We start from the raw sequence: 17,286 nt of genomic DNA, 5'->3' as shown, positions 1-17,286 counted from the left end.
TCTGATGGGAGCAGGCCCGGCGGCTGCACGGCTCGGCAGCCTCCGGCCTCCCCACGGGACCACGGGCACCCACCCGGCCGTACGAGCCGATGGCCGGGTGGGCCCACCGTCCCGACGAACCCCCGGCCGGGGCCGACAAGCCCCACGGGCGGGTGCGAGGCCTCCCAAGGCCTGTGCCCTGCCCCGGGCAAGGCACAGGCCATGGCACGGCACGGGCACGGGCACGGACCGGGCACGGGCACGGGCACGGACCGGCAGAGAGGACGGGGCGCCACCGCTCGGGGTACGAGGCGGGTGGGTGGGTGGTGGGTGGGCTGTGGGTGCGGTGGGTGGTGGGTGGTGGGTGGTGGGCGGTGGGCGGGGTGGGGGGAGGGGGGAGGGGGGAGGGGCCCCGGGGAAGAGAGAAGCGAGCAGCATCACAACTCCGCGCAGGAAGTCGGCCGAGCGACTCTGCTGGCAAAGTCGAGGGCTGGTTCTGTGGTATTGCGACAGGTTTGTCTCACCATATGAGACCACGGGATGGGTGCTTCCAGCTGTTTTGTCACGAAGTGCTCGCTGCGACATACCCGGCAAATCGACTTCGCCAGCAGAGTCGCCGAGCCGACTTCCTGCGCAGCAACCACCTGCCCCCACCCCCCGCCCTCCCCGGACCAAGCCGCCCAACTCCCCGCAAAGGGAGGCCACTCTCCGCCCCGCCCCACGGAATTCCGAGGGGCACGCAGCAGGGAGCGGGCACAATGGCGTAGAGATGGTCGGCCGTCCGGAACCGGGGGGCCAGGGAATGGAGGCCCGGGGTGAGCGATCTTCCGCGCAAGGCAGTGACCCGCACGGCACGGCTCGCCGCCCTGCCGCTGGGGATAGCCGGTCGCGCCACGCTCGGCCTGGGCAGGCGGATCGGCGGCCGCTCCGCCGAGGTGGTCACCGCCGAGCTCCAACAGGCCACCGCGGACCAGCTGTTCAAGGTCCTCGGCGAACTCAAGGGCGGGGCGATGAAGTTCGGGCAGGTGCTGTCCGTCTTCGAGGCCGCGCTGCCCGAGGAGGTCGCCGGGCCGTACCGGGCGGCGCTCACCAAGCTCCAGGACGCCGCTCCCCCGATGCCCGCCGCCAAGGTGCACACCGCGCTCGCCCAGCGGCTCGGTGACGACTGGCGCGGGCTGTTCCGGGAGTTCGACGACCGGCCCGCGGCCGCCGCCTCGATCGGCCAGGTGCACAAGGCGGTCTGGCACGACGGCCGCACGGTCGCCGTCAAGGTGCAGTACCCGGGCGCGGGGGACGCGCTGCTCGCGGACCTCTCGCAGCTGAGCCGGGTGGCCTGGCTGCTGGGCCCGCTGATCCCCGGGCTGGACATCAAGCCGCTGATCACCGAGCTGCGCGAGCGCGTCTCGGAGGAGCTGGACTACGAGCTGGAGGCGCAGGCCCAGCGACGCCACGCCGAGGAGTTCACGGACGACCCGGACATCGTGGTGCCGGGCGTGGTGGCCCAGGCCGACCAGGTGCTGGTCACCGAGTGGATGGGCGGCACCCCGCTGGCCGAGGTGATCGCGGGCGGCACCCAGGAGGAGCGCGACCGTGCCGGGCAGCTGCTGGCCCGGTTCCTGTTCGCCGGCCCGTCCCGGACCGGCCTGCTGCACGCGGACCCGCACCCGGGCAACTTCCGGCTGCTGAAGGACGACGGCCCGGTGTCGGGCTGGCGGCTGGGCGTGCTGGACTTCGGCACGGTGGACCGGCTGCCCGGCGGGCTGCCGGCCCCGATCGGGGCCTCGCTGCGGATGGCGCTGGCCGGGGACGCGGCGGGCGTGCTCCGGATGCTGCGCGAGGAGGGCTTCGTGAAGCCCTCGGTCCGGCTGGACCCGGACGCGGTGCTGGACTACCTGCTGCCGATCATCGAGCCGGCCGCAGTGGAGAACTTCCACTTCACCCGGACCTGGATGCGGGCCCAGGCGGCCCGGATCGCCGACCCGCGCTCGCCCGCCTACAACCTGGGCAAGCAGCTGAACCTGCCGCCCGCGTACCTGCTGATCCACCGGGTGACGCTGAGCACCATCGGGGTGCTCTGCCAGCTGGGCGCCAAGGCGCCGTTCCGCGCGGAGATGCTGGAGTGGCTGCCCGATTTCGCCGGGCGGCCGTCGGCAGAGCGCGCGGAACCCGCCAACCCCGCCACCCCCACGAAGCCCGTGAAGCCCGCCAGGACCGCCGAACCCGCCCGGGTCCGCAAGGACTGACCCCCACACCGCGACAACGGCCGCAGGCCGCTCCCCCGACGACGGGGAGCGGCCTGCGGCACGACGGGGGTGGTTCAAGGTCCGACGGCGAACCGGCGGCCGGCCGTGGACCGGAGCCGGCGGGGGCCTGTCGAGGACGGGCCCTCCGGGCCGGCGGGACCCTGCATCAGCGCTGCATCAGCGCTACATCAGCGCGACGGCGAGCGCCTTGCGGGCGCGCATCGAGGCCCGCTCGGCCCGCTGCCTGAGCTTGCGGGCCCGGGCGACCCGGCTGACGAGCCGTTGGTTCTCGGCCTCGTGCAGCCTGTCTTGCATATGGGCACGGGCCAGGGATTCGTGGAGGAGTTGCATCTCGAGGATCCTGTTCTGGGTCTGACGTTCGGTGGCCTGCTCGGCGCGGGCGGTGGGATCGACGGCGGCGGGGTTCATGTCGTGGTCCTGCTCGTGGTGCTTGCTCGGGGACGTGATGCGGGCTGCGGCGTCGGCCTTGGCGGCGGCGATCCGCACGGATCGACGGAGGGCGCTGTCCAGCGGGGGCTGCTCTCCCCGGCGGACGACCCTGGCCTCGTGGGCGGGGTTCATGCCATGACCTCGGTCTTGCGCGGACGGCCACGGGGACGCTTGCGCGCCACCACGACGCCCTGGACGAACAGCTCGCCACCCCAGACGCCCCACGGCTCGCGCCGCTCCAGGGCGCCGGCCAGGCAGGCCTCCTTCACCGGGCAGGTGCCGCAGAGCGACTTCGCGTACTCGACGTCGGCCGGCGTCTCCGCGAAGAAGACCTCGGGGTCGAAGGCGCGGCAGGGGATGGGGAGACCGAGGGACTCGGCCTGCTCGATCGAGCTGAGCTGCATGGAAGGAACCTCCGGGGGGTCGGCCTGGTCGGCCTTGGTGATCTGGCTTGTCGGCGGTACGGACGGGGTGGGCGGTGTGATGACCGTGGACACTGTGGGCGTCTTCCTCGTCTTTTCTCAGTGGTTCCGGCCCAGGTGACTGGTGGTGCTGGGCCGGAGGCCCCGGAGGGCCTGGGTGGTCTTGCGTACCGGACAAAACAGAAGGGCCGCGGATCCCGGTGTGACGGGTTCCGCGGCCCTGGAGGTGCCGACCTGAGGCTGGCTCAGGTTCGTTCTCTCCAGGGTTCAGGGCCGCGGAAGGCCTGCATCCGGATGGCCTCGGCGCCCGTGAAGGCGGCCATGGCCTGGTTAATCTGCTGCTCGTTCTGCTTCTGGGCGTTTCCGGCACCGACGACCTGCGCATAGCCGCCATGCATGGCGGCGGCTACTGCTGCCTTCGGTGCCTGGGTCGGTCGCTCGTCGCGCAGGGAGCACGACGTACCGAACGACGCCCAGTCACGGGACAGACCGGTCTCGACAAAGGTGCCTTCGAAGCTCCTGCCGCCCGTGAGGCACAGATCAGTGTGTCCAAGACCACTGACAACGGGAGCGGAGACACCGGTGGTGTCGAGACCCAGACCGGTTCCACCGAGCTCGGCGAGCGCCCGCAGACGGGCGGCACGCAGGGAGGCAGCGACAACGGTCTGGCCAGTCATTTTGGTGATCATGATGTTTCCCACTGTCTTCGCCTCCTCTCGGCGTCTCGCGGAGCCTGGTCTCCCTGGCTCCGAATGTTCGGATGTCTGTCTCGGTAAAGCTCTCGGGCGAGGGGCATCGGCACAGGTTTCACCCCGTGCGACCGCGTCCCCTTGACCGCTCCGGCAGGCTATTGCGCTCCCGGTACGCGGCGCAAACTATTTTTCACGCGAGTTCTTCGGCACGTCACACGACGGGTTCCGAAACCCTCGGAGCGGCCCCTGGGACCGCGCTCGGACCTGCTCAGGCCTGATCGGCCGGACCGCCGTCCTCGACGTCGTCCGGATCCTCCTCGGGCTCCTCCCCCGCACACAACGAGAGCACGGCGGCCCCGTACTTGTCCAGCTTCATCGCGCCGACCCCGGAGATGGCCGCCAGCTCACCGCGGCCGGCGGGCACGTCCTCGGCGATCGCCATCAGCGTGGCGTCGGTGAACACCACGTAGGCCGGCGCGCCCTGCTTCTTCGCCTGCCGGGCCCGCCACTCGCGCAGCCGCTCGTACAGCCCCTCGTCCATCGTGGACGGGCAGCTCTCGCAGCGGCGCAGCTTGCGCTCGACGGCCTCGGTGAGCACCTTGTCGCAGACCCGGCACTTGACCGGTCCGCGGGCCCGCCGCCCGGCGGAGCGCTCGCCGGGCTCGACGCCCCCCCGCCCGCCGCGCGCGCCGGTGCGCGCGCCCGGGGCGGCGGAGCCGGGGCGCAGCCCGTCCAGGAAGCGGGTCGGCTTGCGGCTGGCCCGGCCGCCCGGGGAGCGGGAGAGCGCCCAGGAGAGGCTGAGGTGCTTGCGGGCCCGGGTGACGCCGACGTAGAGGAGGCGGCGTTCCTCCTCGACCTGCTCGTCGGTCTTGGCGTAGATGATCGGCAGTGTGCCCTCGGTGAGGCCGACCAGGAAGACGGCGTCCCATTCGAGGCCCTTGGCGGCGTGCAGCGAGGCGAGCGTGACGCCCTCGACGGCCGGGGCGTGCTGGGCCGCGGCCCGGGCGTCCAGCTCGGCGACGTAGGCGGCGAGGTCGGTGGTCTGGCCGGCCGCGGTGCGGGTGCGCTCGAACTCCTCGGCCAGCCGGACCAGGGCGGCCAGCGACTCCCAGCGGTCCCGGACGGCGCCGGAGCCGGCCGGGGGCTCGGCGGTGAAGCCGCGGGTGGCCAGGACCGCGCGGACCTGGCCGGCCAGGTCGGGGGCGTCGTCGGTGAGCGGGTCGGAGGCGGCCCGGGCGGCGCCGCGCAGCAGCACGCCGGCGTCCCGGACCTCGGGGCGCTCGAAGAACCGTTCCGCGCCCTTGAGCTGGTACGGCACGCCGAGGTCGGCGAGGGCCTGCTCGTAGACCTCGGACTGGCCGTTGGTGCGGAACAGCACGGCGATCTCGCTGGCGCGCACCCCGGCGGCGAGCAGGTCCTTGATCCGGCGGCCGGTGGTCTCGGCCTCGGTGGGCTCGTCCTCGTACTCGGTGTAGACCGGCTCGGGGCCGGCCTCGCGCTGGGAGACGAGCTCCAGGCGGTGCCGGGCGGCCTCGCCGCGCGCCTGGGCGAGCAGTCCGTTGGCGAGGTGGACGACCTGGGGGGTGGAGCGGTAGTCGCGGACCAGCTTGACCACCGTCGCCTCGGGGTGCCGGGTGCGGAAGTTGAGCAGGTAGTCGGGGGTGGCGCCGGTGAAGGAGTAGATGGTCTGGCTGGCGTCGCCGACGACGCAGAGGCTGGCGCCGCCGTCGGGGCCGGTCCACCGGTCGAGCAGGCGCTGCTGGAGCGGGGAGACGTCCTGGTACTCGTCGACGGTGAAGTGCCGGTACTGGGAGCGGACCTGGTCGGCGATGTCCGGGCGGTCCTCCAGGATGGCGGCGGTGAGCAGCAGGACGTCCTCGAAGTCCATGCTGCCGCGGCGGCTCTTGGCCTCCTCGTAGACGCGGTAGACCTGGGCGGTCTCGGCCGGGTCGCGGGGGGCCTCGCGGCCGGACTTGGCGACGGCCGCGGGGTAGTCCTCGGGGGCGATCTGGGTGACCTTGGCCCATTCGATCTCGGCGGTGAGGTCGCGCAGTTCGGTGCGCTGGACGCGCAGGCCGCAGCGGCCGGCGGCCTCGGCGACGAGCTGGACCTTGCGTTCCAGGAGCTGGGGGACGGGGCCGCCGACGGCGCGCGGCCAGAAGTACTGGAGCTGGCGCAGCGCGGCGGCGTGGAAGGTGCGGGCCTGGACGCCGTCGGCGCCGAGCTGGCGCAGCCGGCCGCGCATCTCGCCGGCGGCGCGGGCGGTGAAGGTGACGGCGAGGACCTGCTGGGGGTGGTAGACGCCGCTGCGCACGCCGTAGGCGATCCGGTGGGTGATGGCGCGGGTCTTGCCGGTGCCGGCGCCGGCCAGGACGCAGACGGGACCGTGCAGGGCGGTGGCGACGGCGCGCTGCTCGGGGTCGAGCCCGGCGAGCACCGCGTCCGGGCCCGTGTCGGCACCGGGGTCGGCCCAGGGGGAGCCGTGGGGGCCGTCGTAGGGGCTGCCGCTCAAGAGGTCTTCCTGCATGCGTTCCATCCTCTCAGCCCGGGGGGACATCGCGGACGGGGTTGTCCACAGGCCCGGTGCGATCGCAGGATGATCACTCCGCGCGACGGTCGACGGCGCTCCGGAATGTCCGCCGCCCGGTGGACGTTCCTGCCGGTGACCGTACGCCCCCCTCTTTCGAAGGAGCCCCCTCGATGTCCGGCACCGTGACGATGTACAGCACGACCTGGTGTGGGTACTGCAACCGACTCAAGAGCCAGCTGGACCGTGAAGGCATCGGCTACACCGAGATCAACATCGAGGAGGACCCGGCGTCGGCGTCCTTCGTCGAGTCGGTGAACAACGGGAACCAGACCGTCCCGACGGTTCTGGTGACGCCGGTGGGCGGCGGCGAGCGGGTCGTGATGACCAACCCGAGCCTGCTGCAGGTCAAGAAGGCCCTGGCGTCCTGACCCCACCGGGTCCACACCCGCCGGGCGCGAACCCGCCGGGCCCGGGCCCGACCGGCCCCGACCCGGGCCCCGCGGGCCCGGGCCGCCGGGGCCGGCGCGCGCCTCACGGCGCGTCGGCCCGGGCCGGGTCGACGGGCGCGGCGGGCGCGGGCAGGGTGGTGCGGGCGCCGAGGTCGCCGACGCCGTAGACGAGCCGGCTGCGGTCGGCCGAGTAGCGGGTCTCGATGACCCGCACCGGCCCGCGCCGGTCGTAGGTGACGCGGGTCTGCACCATCAGCGGCACGCCGGGGCCGCCCTGGAACCACTGGGCCTCCTCGGGGCCGGGCATCCGCGCGACCAGGTGGTCCACCGCGCCGATCTCGGTGCGTCCGAGGGTGGCGAGCACCGCCTCGTCGCCGCCCTCGACGGGGTCGGGCTCCATCAGCGGGGTGCCGGCGGCGAGGCCGGCCCGGTAGTGGCTCTCCTCGATGGAGTACGGCTCGCGGTCGAGCAGCCGCAGCTGGCGGCGGACCACGATGGCCTCGCCGGGGCGCAGCCCGAGCCGTTCGGCGATGTCCACCCGGGCCCGGACGATCATCATCTCGAAGTCGGTGCCGAGTTCCCGCCCGGCTTCGGCGGCCTCGCCGAGGTAGACGTCGGAGGGCGCGGCGAGGCAGTCGCGCGGCGCGGGGGTCAGGCCGGGGCCGTAGGCGCGGTGGTCCAGGACGGGGTGTTCGCGCAGGTACGTGCCCTTGCCCTGGAGGCGGACCAGGCGGCCCTCGTTGACCAGGACGTCGACGGCGAGCCGGACGGTGTTGCGGGCGACGCCGTACTGGCGCTCCAGTTCGCTCTCGACCGGCAGGGCGGCGTCGGCGGTGAACTCGCCCTCGGCGATCCGGCGGCGCAGGTCGGCGGCGAGGCGCTGGTATTTGGGGGATTGGGCGGTGCCCCGGGGGATTGTCACCCTCGTGAATGTAGCGAGCGCGGTGAGCCGGTATCAGCCGTTTCCGGCAATATCGTCCGAGCGGGTTGAATGCGCCCCCGCGCCGACCCCTCCCGGTAGCAGAACTGGCCCGTCCGGATACGAACAGCTGGTCGTGGTGAATTCGGGAAGGGGTTGGAGAGAAAAAGGGGGGCGCATGGAATTGACCACGCGCCCCCCTTTCGTCCTGGATTACCAGCGCGCCGCCGAGGGCAGCGGCTCCCCGTACCAGAGCTCGACCAGGTGCCGGGCGATCGAGATGCCGGACGGCGGCAGGATCTCGCCCGCCTCCATCCCGGCGCGCAGCTCCTCGCGGGAGAACCAGCGCGCCTCGGCCAGCTCCTCGCCGTCCACGGTGATCTCGGTGCCGCCGGGCAGCGCCCGGCCCAGGAAGCCGAGCATCAGGCTGGACGGGAACGGCCAGGGCTGGCTGGCCACGTACCGCACCTCGCCGACCTTGACGCCCGCCTCCTCGTGCACCTCGCGGGCCACCGCCTGCTCGATCGACTCCCCCGGCTCGACGAAGCCGGCCAGCGTCGACCAGCGGCCCTCCGGCCACAGCGCCTGGCGGCCGAGCAGGCAGCGGTCCTGCTCGTCGGTGATCACCATGATCACCGCCGGGTCGGTGCGCGGGTAGTGCTCGGCCGCGCAGGAGGTGCAGCGCCGCACGTGCCCGGCACCGGCCTTCTCGGTCGGGTGCCCGCAGCGCGAGCAGAAGCTGTGCAGCCGGTGCCAGTGCTCCAGCGCCACGGCGTGCACCAGCAGCCCGGCGTCCCGGTCGGACAGCAGCCCGCCGACCTCGCGCAGCCCGGCCGGCCGGGCGTCGCCGTCCAGCCGCCCGGGCAGGCTCTCGCCGGCCAGCGCGAAGTACGAGACGCCGTCCTGGTCGGTGCCGAGGAAGTACCGGTCGCCGGTCTGCGGGGCCTCGAAGGAGGGCATCAGCACGAGTTCGGTGCCCTGCGCGGTGTCGACCACGAACGCCTCGCCGCCGGCGATCGGCAGCACCCGGGTGTTCGGGTGGCTCCAGGCGGCCGCCAGCCAGGGCTCGTCGAGGCGGTGCTCGGCCGCCCGGTCCACCCCGGACCGGGCCAGGGCCAGGGGCAGCGGGCGCTCGGTCTCAGGCACGGTGCTCACGTCTGTTCCATCCCCACGTGGTGAATCATCCGGATGAGTGATCTGGCTGCCATGGTGCGCGCGGTGGGTGTCATGCCCCCGGCCGGAAGTTCTCGGCCAGGTCGCCCCAGAGGTACGCGGCCGTCTCCACGCCCTTGGCCAGCAGGTCCAGCTCGACCTTCTCGTTGACCGAGTGCCAGCCGTCCGAGGGCACCGAGATGCCGAGGAACAGCACCGGCGCGCCCAGCGCGTCCTGGAGGTCGGCGGCCGGGCCGGAGCCGCCCTCGCGGGTGAAGAGGATCTTCTGCTCGAAGGCCCGCCCCATCGCCCGGACGGTGGACTGGAGCGCCGGGTGGTCCAGCGGGGTCAGGCAGGGCCGGGTCGCGCCGGGGAAGACCAGCTCGTACCGGACGCCCTCGGGCACCCGCCCGGCCACCCAGTCCCGCACCGCCTCGCGGACCTGCTCCACCTCCTGCCCGGCGACCAGCCGGAAGGACAGCTTGAGGTGCGCCGAGGCCGGGACGATGGTCTTGCCGCCGGGGCCGGTGTAGCCGCCCCAGATGCCGTTGACCTCGGCGGTCGGGCGGGCCCAGATCCGCTCCAGGGTGGAGTAGCCGGCCTCGCCGCGGGTGCCGTACGACTTGGCGACCCGCAGCCACTGCTCCTCGTCGAAGGGCAGCTCGGCGAACAGCTCGCGCTCGGTCCCGGTCAGCTCGACGACGCCGTCGTAGAAGCCCGGGATCGCGACCCTGCGGTCGGCGTCGTGCAGGGCGGCGGCCAGCTCGGCCGCGACCTGGGCCGGGTTGGGGACGGCCCCGCCGAAGGAGCCGGAGTGGATGTCGGTGTCCGGCCCGTACAGGTCGATCTGGGCGTCGGCCAGGCCGCGCATGCCGGTGCAGACGGTCGGCGTGGTCGCGGACCACATGCCGGTGTCCGAGATGACGACCACGTCGGCGGCCAGCCGCCCGACCTCGCGCCGGACCAGGTCGGCGAAGTTCGGCGAGCCGGACTCCTCCTCGCCCTCGATCAGCAGCTTGAGGTTGACGGCCGGCGCGGTGCGGCCGGTGGCGGCCAGGTGGGCGCGCACCCCCAGGGTGTGGAAGAACACCTGGCCCTTGTCGTCGGCGGCGCCGCGCGCGTACAGCCGGCCGTCGACCACGGTCGGGGTGAACGGCTCGGTCTCCCAGCCGTCCTCCCGGGCCGCGGGCTGCACGTCGTGGTGCCCGTAGACCAGGACGGTCGGCGCGGACGGGTCCCCGGAGGGCCACTCGGCGAACACCGCCGGCAGTCCGTCGGTCTCCCACACCTCGGCGACCGGGAAGCCGGTCTCCCCCAGCTTGGCGGCCAGCCACTCGGCCGAGCGCCGCACCTCGCCGGCCCGGGCCGGGTCGGCGGAGACGGAGGGGATGGCCAGCCACTCGGAGAGGTCGGCGAGGAACGCGGCCTGGTGCTGGTCGATGTAGGAGCGGACGACGCTGTCCGGGGTTCTCGTCATACCGACGACTGTAGTTCGCCCGTGCGGGTGCCCGCCCCGGCCGTCCGGCTGCCGGGCGCTCCCGGCTCTGTAACATGCGTCACCCCCGCCGCGACAGGGGTGCGCGACGGGGGTGACGGACGGGTGCGCCGGGCTCAGCCCGAGCGGCGCAGCAGGGTGATCCGCGAGCGGGTCATCACGGCCGCCAGGCCGGCCGCGAGCAGCGGCAGCAGCACCACGGTGGCGGCGATGGTGGGCCACGGGAAGACCACGATCGCCTTGTTGGCCAGCTCGGCGGCGCTCATCCCGGGGTAGCCGCCCGTCGCGGCCTCGACCTTGCGCAGCGCCACCCCCGGCACCACGCCGCAGACCGCGCCGAGCAGGGCGCCCATGGCGGCGATCACCCCGCACTGGAAGCCGGACAGCGAGCGCCGGATGCGGGGTTCGGCGCCGACCGCCGCGAGGGTGGTCAGGTCGCGCTGGGAGTCGGCGGCGGCCAGTCCGGTGGCGATGCCGGCCGCGCCGAGGGCGACGATCGCGGCGAAGACGTTCAGGCCGAGCTGGATCAGTCCGGCCCGGGACTCGTAGCCGCGTTCGATCTTGAGCATCGTGTGGTCGGTGAGCTTGGCGATCGCGCCGTCGGCCTTCTGCTGGGCGCCGTCGGAGGGCATCGCGGCGGGCAGCCAGACCGAGCCGGCCGGAGCGGTGGCGAAACCGAGCCGGGCCGCGGTGGCCGGGCTGACCACGGCCTGGCCCGGGGCGGGCTCCGAGGAGTCGACGAGGACGGCGTCCACGGCGATCTCGGTGGTGACCGGCTTCTCCCGGGAGTTGCCGCTCGAATCGGGGTGGACCGGAAGGGTGTACTGGAGGGCGAGCTTGCCGTCCTTGAGGTACCGGGAGTCGAACACCACGGCCTTGCCGGCCGCGAGGGCCTGGCCGGCCCCCTGGTCGGTGACGCCGTAGAGGTTGCGCAGCAGGGTGGCGTCGCCGGCGACCAGCGCGGTGTACGGGGTGCTGCGGCGGTTGTCCGACTTGCAGCGCGGGTCCGTCCCCATGATCCGGTAGTGCTCCGCGGGGTCGAGCTCGCTGGTCGGGTCGAGGGCGGGGCAGCGGTCCGCCTTGGGCACCTCGACCCTGATGTAGCCGCAGAAGCTGCCGTCGGGGCAGTTGCCCTTGGGCTCGACGCGCTGGACGTCGGCGCGCTGGCCGAGGTCGGGGATGCTGCGTTCGACGGCCTCGCGCGCCTGCGGCAGCAGCTTGCTGTCGGCGTCGGTCATCCAGCCGCTGCCGAGCATGACGGCCTTGGAGGGCCCGGAGGCGACGTAGTCGCGCCGGTTCTGCTCCTCGTAGCTGGCCATGTAGACGCTGACCGCGACGGAGCCGGCGACGGCGGCCATCACGGCGGCCACGGCGGGCGCGGTGCGGCCGCGGTGGCGCACCGAGTCGCGCAGGGCGAGCCGGGGGCCGAGCGAGAGCCAGCGGCCGAGCCGGCCGAAGAGCCCGACCAGGTAGGGCGTCAGGACGACCATGCCGAGCTCCGCGACGACCGAGCCGCCGAGGACGGCGACGCTGCGGTTGCCAATGCCGCTGGTCGCGCCGAACAGGGCGAGGGCGGCGCCGCCGCCGAGCATCAGCAGGCCGAGGACGGCGAGCTTGCGGCTCGGCGGCTTGAGCGTGTCGCGGCCGGTCAGCGCGGCGACGACGTCCTGGCGGGAGGCCTGGACGGCGGGCACGACGGCGGCCAGCAGGCCGGTGACGAGGCCGACCAGGAGGATGCCGAGCAGGTCGAGCGGCTGCAGGTTGAAGTGGCCGAAGCGCTTGCCGGAGTAGTCCTCGGCGCTGGTGCGCAGCAGGGCGACCAGGCCGACGCCCAGGCCGAGGCCGACCAGGGCGCCGGTGACGCCGAGGACGATGCCGCCGCCGAGCACGACCGAGCGGACGTTGGCGCGTTCACCGCCGGCCGCAGCCAGCAGCCCGAGCTGCCGCCGCGAGCGCCGTGCGCCGACGGCGAAGGCGGGGCCCGCGAGGAGGACGATCTCCAGCAGGGCCATGCCGACGACGGTGGCGAGGATGACGACGTCGGTCCGGTTGAGGTAGGAGGTCTCCTCGCCGCCGCTCGACTTCTGCTCGGTGTAGTAGGGGACCTCGGCGCGGGCCGGCGGGTCGAGCAGGACGGCGCGGGAGGCCAGGATGAAGCCGTACTCGTTGACCTCCTTGACCTTGTTCCAGTCGAGCGCGGCCCCGGCCGGGAGCTTGACCAGCCAGCGGGAGGTCTCGGTGCCGGCCTCGCGGGGGTTGTCCGCTTTGGTGGCCTTGGCGAGCCGCTCCAGCAGGGTGCCGGGGCGGGCGGTCAGTTCGGTGGCCCGCAGCTCACCGGGGTACTCGTAGGCGCCGCTGATGGTGAAGGGGGCGGACTCCAGGCCGCGGACGGCGGTCTTGTCGCCGACCTTGAGGCCGGAGCGCTTGAGGAAGTCCGTGGTGACGGCGGCCTCGGTGTCGGCGGCCGGGGCGCGGCCCTGGACCAGGTTCACCCGGCCCCGCCAGACCGGGTCGGTCAGGTCGGCCTCGCCGACCCGGGTGCTGAGCAGGCCCTGGGCGCTGCTCGCGGCGGTGTACGGGCCCGAGAGCTCCGGCACCAGGACGGCGCCGGCCGGGAGCAGCTGGCGGGCCAGCTCGGCGGGGGCGGTGTCCAGGGAGCGCCGCTGGACGGGGGTGTACGCGGGGGCTTCGCCCTCCTTGGCGTCGTCCTTGGGGTCCTTGACGGTGAAGCCCTTGTCGGGGTCCGGCGCCTGCTTGACGGTGGAGCCGGCCTCGACCACGCTCAGCTCGCCGGCGGCCTGGCCGATGAGCCGCGCCACCTGTTCGGTGGGCGTGAGCTCGGCGCTGCGGAAGACGACGTCGGCGCCGGTGACGCCGAGGACGGGCAGGGCGACCATGGCGATGACGAGGGCGCTGCGGCCCTTGGCGCGCAGGGCGTCGCGGCGGGCTATGCGCAGGGCGACCCGCCAGGCGCTGAGCTTCACTCGTCCACCTTCAGGGCGTTGCCGGCGGCGGTGACGAGCAGGCTGGCGGCGTCCTGGCTGACGGACTCGTCGACCATCCGGCCGTCGCGCAGGAAGACGACCCGGTCGGCCCAGGCGGCGTGCCGGGCCTCGTGGGTGACCATCATGGCGGCGGCGCCGGCGTCGCAGCGGGCGCGCAGGACGGCGAGCACGGCTTCGCCGGTGGTGGAGTCGAGGGCGCCGGTGGGCTCGTCGGCGAGGACGAGGCGGCGGTCGCCGATCAGGGCGCGGGCGATGGCGACGCGCTGCTGCTGGCCGCCGGACATGTCGTCGGGGAAGCGGTCGGCGAGCTCGGGGATGCCGAGCTCCTCCAGGGCGACGAGGGCCTCGCGGCGGGCGGCGCGGGTGGACAGCCCGTCGAGTTCGCGCGGCAGCGAGATGTTCTCGGCGGCGGTCAGCGCCGGGATCAGGTTGTAGTCCTGGAAGACGTAGCCGACGGAACGGCGGCGGACCTGGGCGAGCTTCTTGCGGTTGAGGCCGCCGAGGGCGACGCCCTCGACCAGGACCTGGCCGCCGCTCGGGGTGTCCAGGCCGCCGGCCAGGGTGAGCAGGGTCGACTTGCCGGACCCGGAGGGGCCCATGACGGCGACGAACTCGCCGGGGTGGACCTTGAGGTCGACGCCGCGCAGGGCCTGGACCTCGGCGGCGCCGTGGCCGTGGACCCGGGTGACGTTCTCCAGGTGGAGCACCGGCATCTGCCGGGCCTCTTGGGTGTGGGACACGAATTCCCCCCTTGTGCTGGGTGTGGGCTCGGAGTCGGGCCGAGCCTGGTGGTTCGGGTGGCGCGCGGACTCACGCGCGCGGACTCAGGCGGTGGGCTCGAGCGGTGGACTCGATCGATGTGCTCGGGCGGTGGACTCGGGCGGTGGGCTCGAGCGATGCGCTCGGGCGGTGCGCTCAGGCGGTGGGCTCAGGCCCGCAGGCGGCGGCCGCGTTTCGCGGGCGCGCCGTCGTCGCGGGCGGCCTCGGCGGTGCGGGCCTGCAGGAGCTCGGCCTGCTGGGCGAGCCGGGTCTCGCAGTGGTCGAGCCAGCGGATCTCCGCTTCGGTCTGGAAGATCAGCTGGTCGAGGACGAGCAGCCAGGCGAGGTCGTTGCTGGCGGAGGGCACCACGCCGGGGCGCTTCTCGCCGGCGAGGGCGCGGCCCTTGAGCCGGGTGTAGTCCTGGAGCGCCTTGATGCTGTGCCGGCGCTGGCCCTGGACGACGGCGGAGACGTCCACTCCGGGGACGGTGACCGCCATGGCGAGCTTGATCGCCAGTTCGTCGCGCGGGGGGTTGGTCCGGGGCACCGGGGTGTCGAACCAGGACCGCAGCTCCTCCCGGCCGGCGTCGGTGGCGGCGTAGAACTGGTGGCCCTCGCCGTCCTCCCCCGCCGGCTCGACCAGCCCGTCGCGCTCCAGTCGCGACAGCGTGGTGTAGACCTGCCCGACGTTGAGCGGCCAGGTGGCGCCGGTGCGCGCCTCGAACTCGGTGCGCAGCTGGTAGCCGTAGCGCGGGCCCTGGTCGAGCAGGGCGAGCAGACCGTGACGGATGGACATACCGAGTATGTATACCCGGTATGCCTTACCGCCTCAAGCCGGGCCCCCCTCCCCCGGGGACCGGGTACCGTCGTGCGGTGTGAGCCAGTTGCGCATCGCCACCTTCAATCTGTTGCACGGACAGCCGCTCGCCCCGGACGGCGCGCCGCGGCCCTACCCGTCCGACCCCGGCGGGCCGTTGGCCGAGGCGGTGGCCGCGCTGGACGCCGACGTGCTGGCGCTCCAGGAGGTGGACCGCCACCAGGCGCGCTCCGGCCTCACCGACCAGGCGGCGGTGGCCGCCGCGGCGATGGGCGCCAAGGACTGGCGCTTCGCCGCCGCGCTGCACGGCCGCCCGGCGCCGGTGGCGGGCTGGGTGCCGGAGCCGTCCGGTCCGGTCGGCCTGCGGGTGTACGGGCCGGACGAGGTCGGCGACGGCGCCGCGCCCTCGTACGGGACGGCGCTGCTGACGAGGCTTCCGGTGCGGCACTGGCGGGCCCGCCGGTTCGCCCCGGCCCCGTTCGGGCTGCCGCTGCGGGTGGCCGGGCGGCGCGGGCTGACCCCGGTGCCGGACGAGCCGCGGGCGGCGCTGGCGGCCGTCCTGGAGGGCGAGCACGGGCCGTTCACCGTGGTGGCGGCGCACCTGTCCTTCGTCCCGGGCTGGAACATGGCGCAGCTGGCCGGCATCCGGCGCTGGATCGCCGACCTGCCCCGGCCGTACCTGGTGCTGGGCGACTTCAACCTGGTCGGCGCCGTGCCGCGGACGGTGCTCGGCGGGGCGACGGCGCTGGAGCGCACCGCGCCGCGGGCGCGGGTGCGCGAGCTGCGGGCGGCCCGGCGGGCCCGGCCCGCGCTGACCGAGCCGCGCCGGCGCCGGGTGCGCGAGCCGCGGCCGCGCCTGCAGGGCTGGTACGACCTGGCGCGCACGCCGACGTACCCCTCGCATCGGCCGGCAGTGCAGTTCGACCATGTGCTGGCGATCGGTGTGCCGCGCACGGCGGTCGGCCCGGCGGCGGCGCCGCGCGCGGTGGTGTCGGACCACCGCCCGCTGCTGGTCGAGGTGTCCCTGTAGGGCCTCAGTGGCGCGCCAGGACCCCGGCCTGCTGCGGGAGGTGGACGGTGGCCGCGCCCCGGGGCGCTCCGGGCCCGAGCGCGGGCGGCGGGTCGAACTGGAGCAGCAGCATGGCCGCGTCGTCGCCGAGCTGGCGCCCGACGTGGCGCACCACGTCCTCGTGCAGGCGCTGCAGGACGTCGGCCGGGCGGCCGGCGGCGCAGCGCGGGAGGCGTTCGGCGAGCGGGTAGAAGACTCCGGCGCGGTCGCGGGCCTCGATCACCCCGTCGGTGAACAGCAGGACCCGGTCCTCGCCCTGGAGCAGCAGCCGGTGCACCGGCGGGCGGACGTCGGCCGGGTCGAGGACGCCCAGCGGCGGTACGGTCTCGGCGAGTTCGAGCGGGCTGACCTCGCCGCCGCGCAGCAGCAGCGGGGCCGGGTGGCCGCAGTTGACGATCTCCGCGGCGCCATCGGGGCGGACGCCGATCAGCACCAGGGTGACGAACTCCTCCTCCACGCCCGGGTGGTCGTTCTCGTGCAGGGCGCGGTCGAGGCTGACGGCCAGCCAGCCGGCCACCCGGTCCAGGGCGGCCTCCTGGTGGGCGGCTTCGCGGAAGGCGCCGAGCACGGCGGCGGCCGTCTCCACCGCGCCGAGGCCCTTGCCGCGGACGTCCCCGACCACGGCCCGCACCCCGTGCCGGGTGTTGACCACCTCGTAGAGGTCGCCGCCGATCCGGGCGTGCGCGGCGGCGGCCTCGTAGTGGACGGCCGCCCGGACGGTGCCGACCCGTTCGGGGACGGGCCGCAGCAGCACCCGGCGGGCGATCGAGGCGACCAGCTGGGCGTCGGCCAACGCCTGTTCCTGGCGCAGTCTCAGGGTGGCGCTGACCCAGCCGATCGCGGCGACGAGCAGGATCGCGAAGACGCTGGCGGCGTGCACGGACTCGCCGAGCGTGTCGCTGCGGAAGGCCATCAGGAAGGCCGCCGCCTCGGTGCCCAGACCGATGGCGAGCGGGTACCAGGTTCGGCGGCTGACCACGGCGGCCAGCGCGGGTACGGCGGTGAGGGCCGGTTCGACCGTCACCTCGGTGCCGCTGAGGTAGTCGAGGGCGACGATCAGCACCATGCCGATGAACGGCAGCGCCAGCGCCGTCCTCGGCCAGGTGCCGGTCGCGCGCGGAGCGGGCCCCGGTGTCGGCCCGGTGAACCGCTCTCTGATCCATCCGGTCGCGCTCAACTTCGGTCTCTCCAGCAGAAGACGCCGATGCCCGAGGGCACCTGCGGTGATGACTGAGGGTCAGGGAATACGGGCCTCGCTGGCGGCCGGAGCACGGGGGTTGACCGGTTACCGACCCCACAATAGGC

Annotated in this window: 14 protein-coding genes; 3 read left to right on the top strand and 11 right to left on the bottom strand. The window is 74.2% G+C overall.

The features are described 5' to 3' along the window. Positions 1 to 794 precede the first annotated feature (794 nt). Complete coding sequence (locus ACWDCZ_RS16800) at positions 795 to 2,222, top strand: ABC1 kinase family protein (protein WP_449816267.1); 1,428 nt, start codon at positions 795 to 797, stop codon at positions 2,220 to 2,222. A gap of 183 nt (positions 2,223 to 2,405) precedes the next feature. Here the strand turns inward: ACWDCZ_RS16800 and ACWDCZ_RS16795 are convergent, their stop codons facing one another. From ACWDCZ_RS16795 to ACWDCZ_RS16780, 4 genes are all read right to left on the bottom strand, one after another. After that, positions 2,406 to 2,804 carry a hypothetical protein gene (locus ACWDCZ_RS16795; RefSeq protein ID WP_063780373.1) on the bottom strand — a complete coding sequence of 133 codons (399 nt, stop codon included), beginning with the start codon at positions 2,802 to 2,804 and terminating at the stop codon, positions 2,406 to 2,408. Then, the gene (locus tag ACWDCZ_RS16790) at positions 2,801 to 3,169 is read right to left on the bottom strand and encodes a WhiB family transcriptional regulator (RefSeq protein WP_369808359.1); all 369 of its coding nucleotides are present in this window, start codon (positions 3,167 to 3,169) and stop codon (positions 2,801 to 2,803) included. Before ACWDCZ_RS16790 ends, ACWDCZ_RS16795 begins: the two co-directional genes overlap by 4 nt. Before the next feature lie 170 nt (positions 3,170 to 3,339). Beyond that, positions 3,340 to 3,783, bottom strand: a complete 444-nt coding sequence (locus ACWDCZ_RS16785; RefSeq protein WP_375874122.1) for a hypothetical protein — start codon at positions 3,781 to 3,783, stop codon at positions 3,340 to 3,342. A gap of 271 nt (positions 3,784 to 4,054) precedes the next feature. After that, positions 4,055 to 6,223, bottom strand: a complete 2,169-nt coding sequence (locus ACWDCZ_RS16780) for an ATP-dependent DNA helicase UvrD2 (RefSeq protein WP_259316914.1) — start codon at positions 6,221 to 6,223, stop codon at positions 4,055 to 4,057. Positions 6,224 to 6,486: 263 nt separating this feature from the next. Here ACWDCZ_RS16780 and ACWDCZ_RS16775 point away from each other — a divergent pair, with 263 nt between their 5' ends. Continuing rightward, on the top strand, positions 6,487 to 6,744 hold the full coding sequence (locus tag ACWDCZ_RS16775) for a mycoredoxin (protein WP_049660517.1): 258 nt from the start codon (positions 6,487 to 6,489) through the stop codon (positions 6,742 to 6,744). Positions 6,745 to 6,847: 103 nt separating this feature from the next. Here the strand turns inward: ACWDCZ_RS16775 and ACWDCZ_RS16770 are convergent, their stop codons facing one another. The 6 genes from ACWDCZ_RS16770 to ACWDCZ_RS16745 all read right to left on the bottom strand — a co-directional run bounded on the left by ACWDCZ_RS16770 (position 6,848) and on the right by ACWDCZ_RS16745 (position 14,891). After that, positions 6,848 to 7,687, bottom strand: coding sequence for a GntR family transcriptional regulator (locus ACWDCZ_RS16770; RefSeq protein ID WP_074001394.1), 840 nt, complete (start codon positions 7,685 to 7,687; stop codon positions 6,848 to 6,850). Positions 7,688 to 7,897: 210 nt separating this feature from the next. After that, positions 7,898 to 8,839, bottom strand: a complete 942-nt coding sequence (nudC, locus tag ACWDCZ_RS16765) for an NAD(+) diphosphatase (RefSeq protein WP_049656848.1) — start codon at positions 8,837 to 8,839, stop codon at positions 7,898 to 7,900. A 70-nt stretch (positions 8,840 to 8,909) separates the two neighbouring features. After that, positions 8,910 to 10,313 carry a dipeptidase gene (locus ACWDCZ_RS16760; protein WP_449816266.1) on the bottom strand — a complete coding sequence of 468 codons (1,404 nt, stop codon included), beginning with the start codon at positions 10,311 to 10,313 and terminating at the stop codon, positions 8,910 to 8,912. Between the two features lie 134 nt (positions 10,314 to 10,447). Next, complete coding sequence (locus ACWDCZ_RS16755) at positions 10,448 to 13,315, bottom strand: FtsX-like permease family protein (protein WP_449816265.1); 2,868 nt, start codon at positions 13,313 to 13,315, stop codon at positions 10,448 to 10,450. After that, on the bottom strand, positions 13,312 to 14,049 hold the full coding sequence (locus tag ACWDCZ_RS16750; protein ID WP_380742220.1) for an ABC transporter ATP-binding protein: 738 nt from the start codon (positions 14,047 to 14,049) through the stop codon (positions 13,312 to 13,314). The genes ACWDCZ_RS16755 and ACWDCZ_RS16750 overlap by 4 nt, the downstream gene beginning before the upstream one ends. 215 nt (positions 14,050 to 14,264) lie before the next feature. Then, positions 14,265 to 14,891 (bottom strand): PadR family transcriptional regulator, encoded by a 627-nt coding sequence (locus ACWDCZ_RS16745; protein ID WP_049656855.1) that lies wholly within the window; start codon positions 14,889 to 14,891, stop codon positions 14,265 to 14,267. 79 nt (positions 14,892 to 14,970) lie between these two features. On the opposite strand from ACWDCZ_RS16745, the gene ACWDCZ_RS16740 reads away from it, so the two are divergent. Further along, complete coding sequence (locus ACWDCZ_RS16740; RefSeq protein WP_387821865.1) at positions 14,971 to 15,942, top strand: endonuclease/exonuclease/phosphatase family protein; 972 nt, start codon at positions 14,971 to 14,973, stop codon at positions 15,940 to 15,942. Between the two features lie 4 nt (positions 15,943 to 15,946). On the opposite strand, the gene ACWDCZ_RS16735 is transcribed toward ACWDCZ_RS16740, so the two are convergent. After that, positions 15,947 to 17,158 (bottom strand): PP2C family protein-serine/threonine phosphatase, encoded by a 1,212-nt coding sequence (locus ACWDCZ_RS16735; RefSeq protein ID WP_143204490.1) that lies wholly within the window; start codon positions 17,156 to 17,158, stop codon positions 15,947 to 15,949. Between the last annotated feature and the right edge of the window lie 128 nt (positions 17,159 to 17,286).

The sequence above is a fragment of the Kitasatospora sp. NPDC001225 genome, from assembly GCF_053597855.1.
Note: the sequence above shows the minus strand (reverse complement) of the source record. Positions and strands in the feature narration are given on the sequence as shown.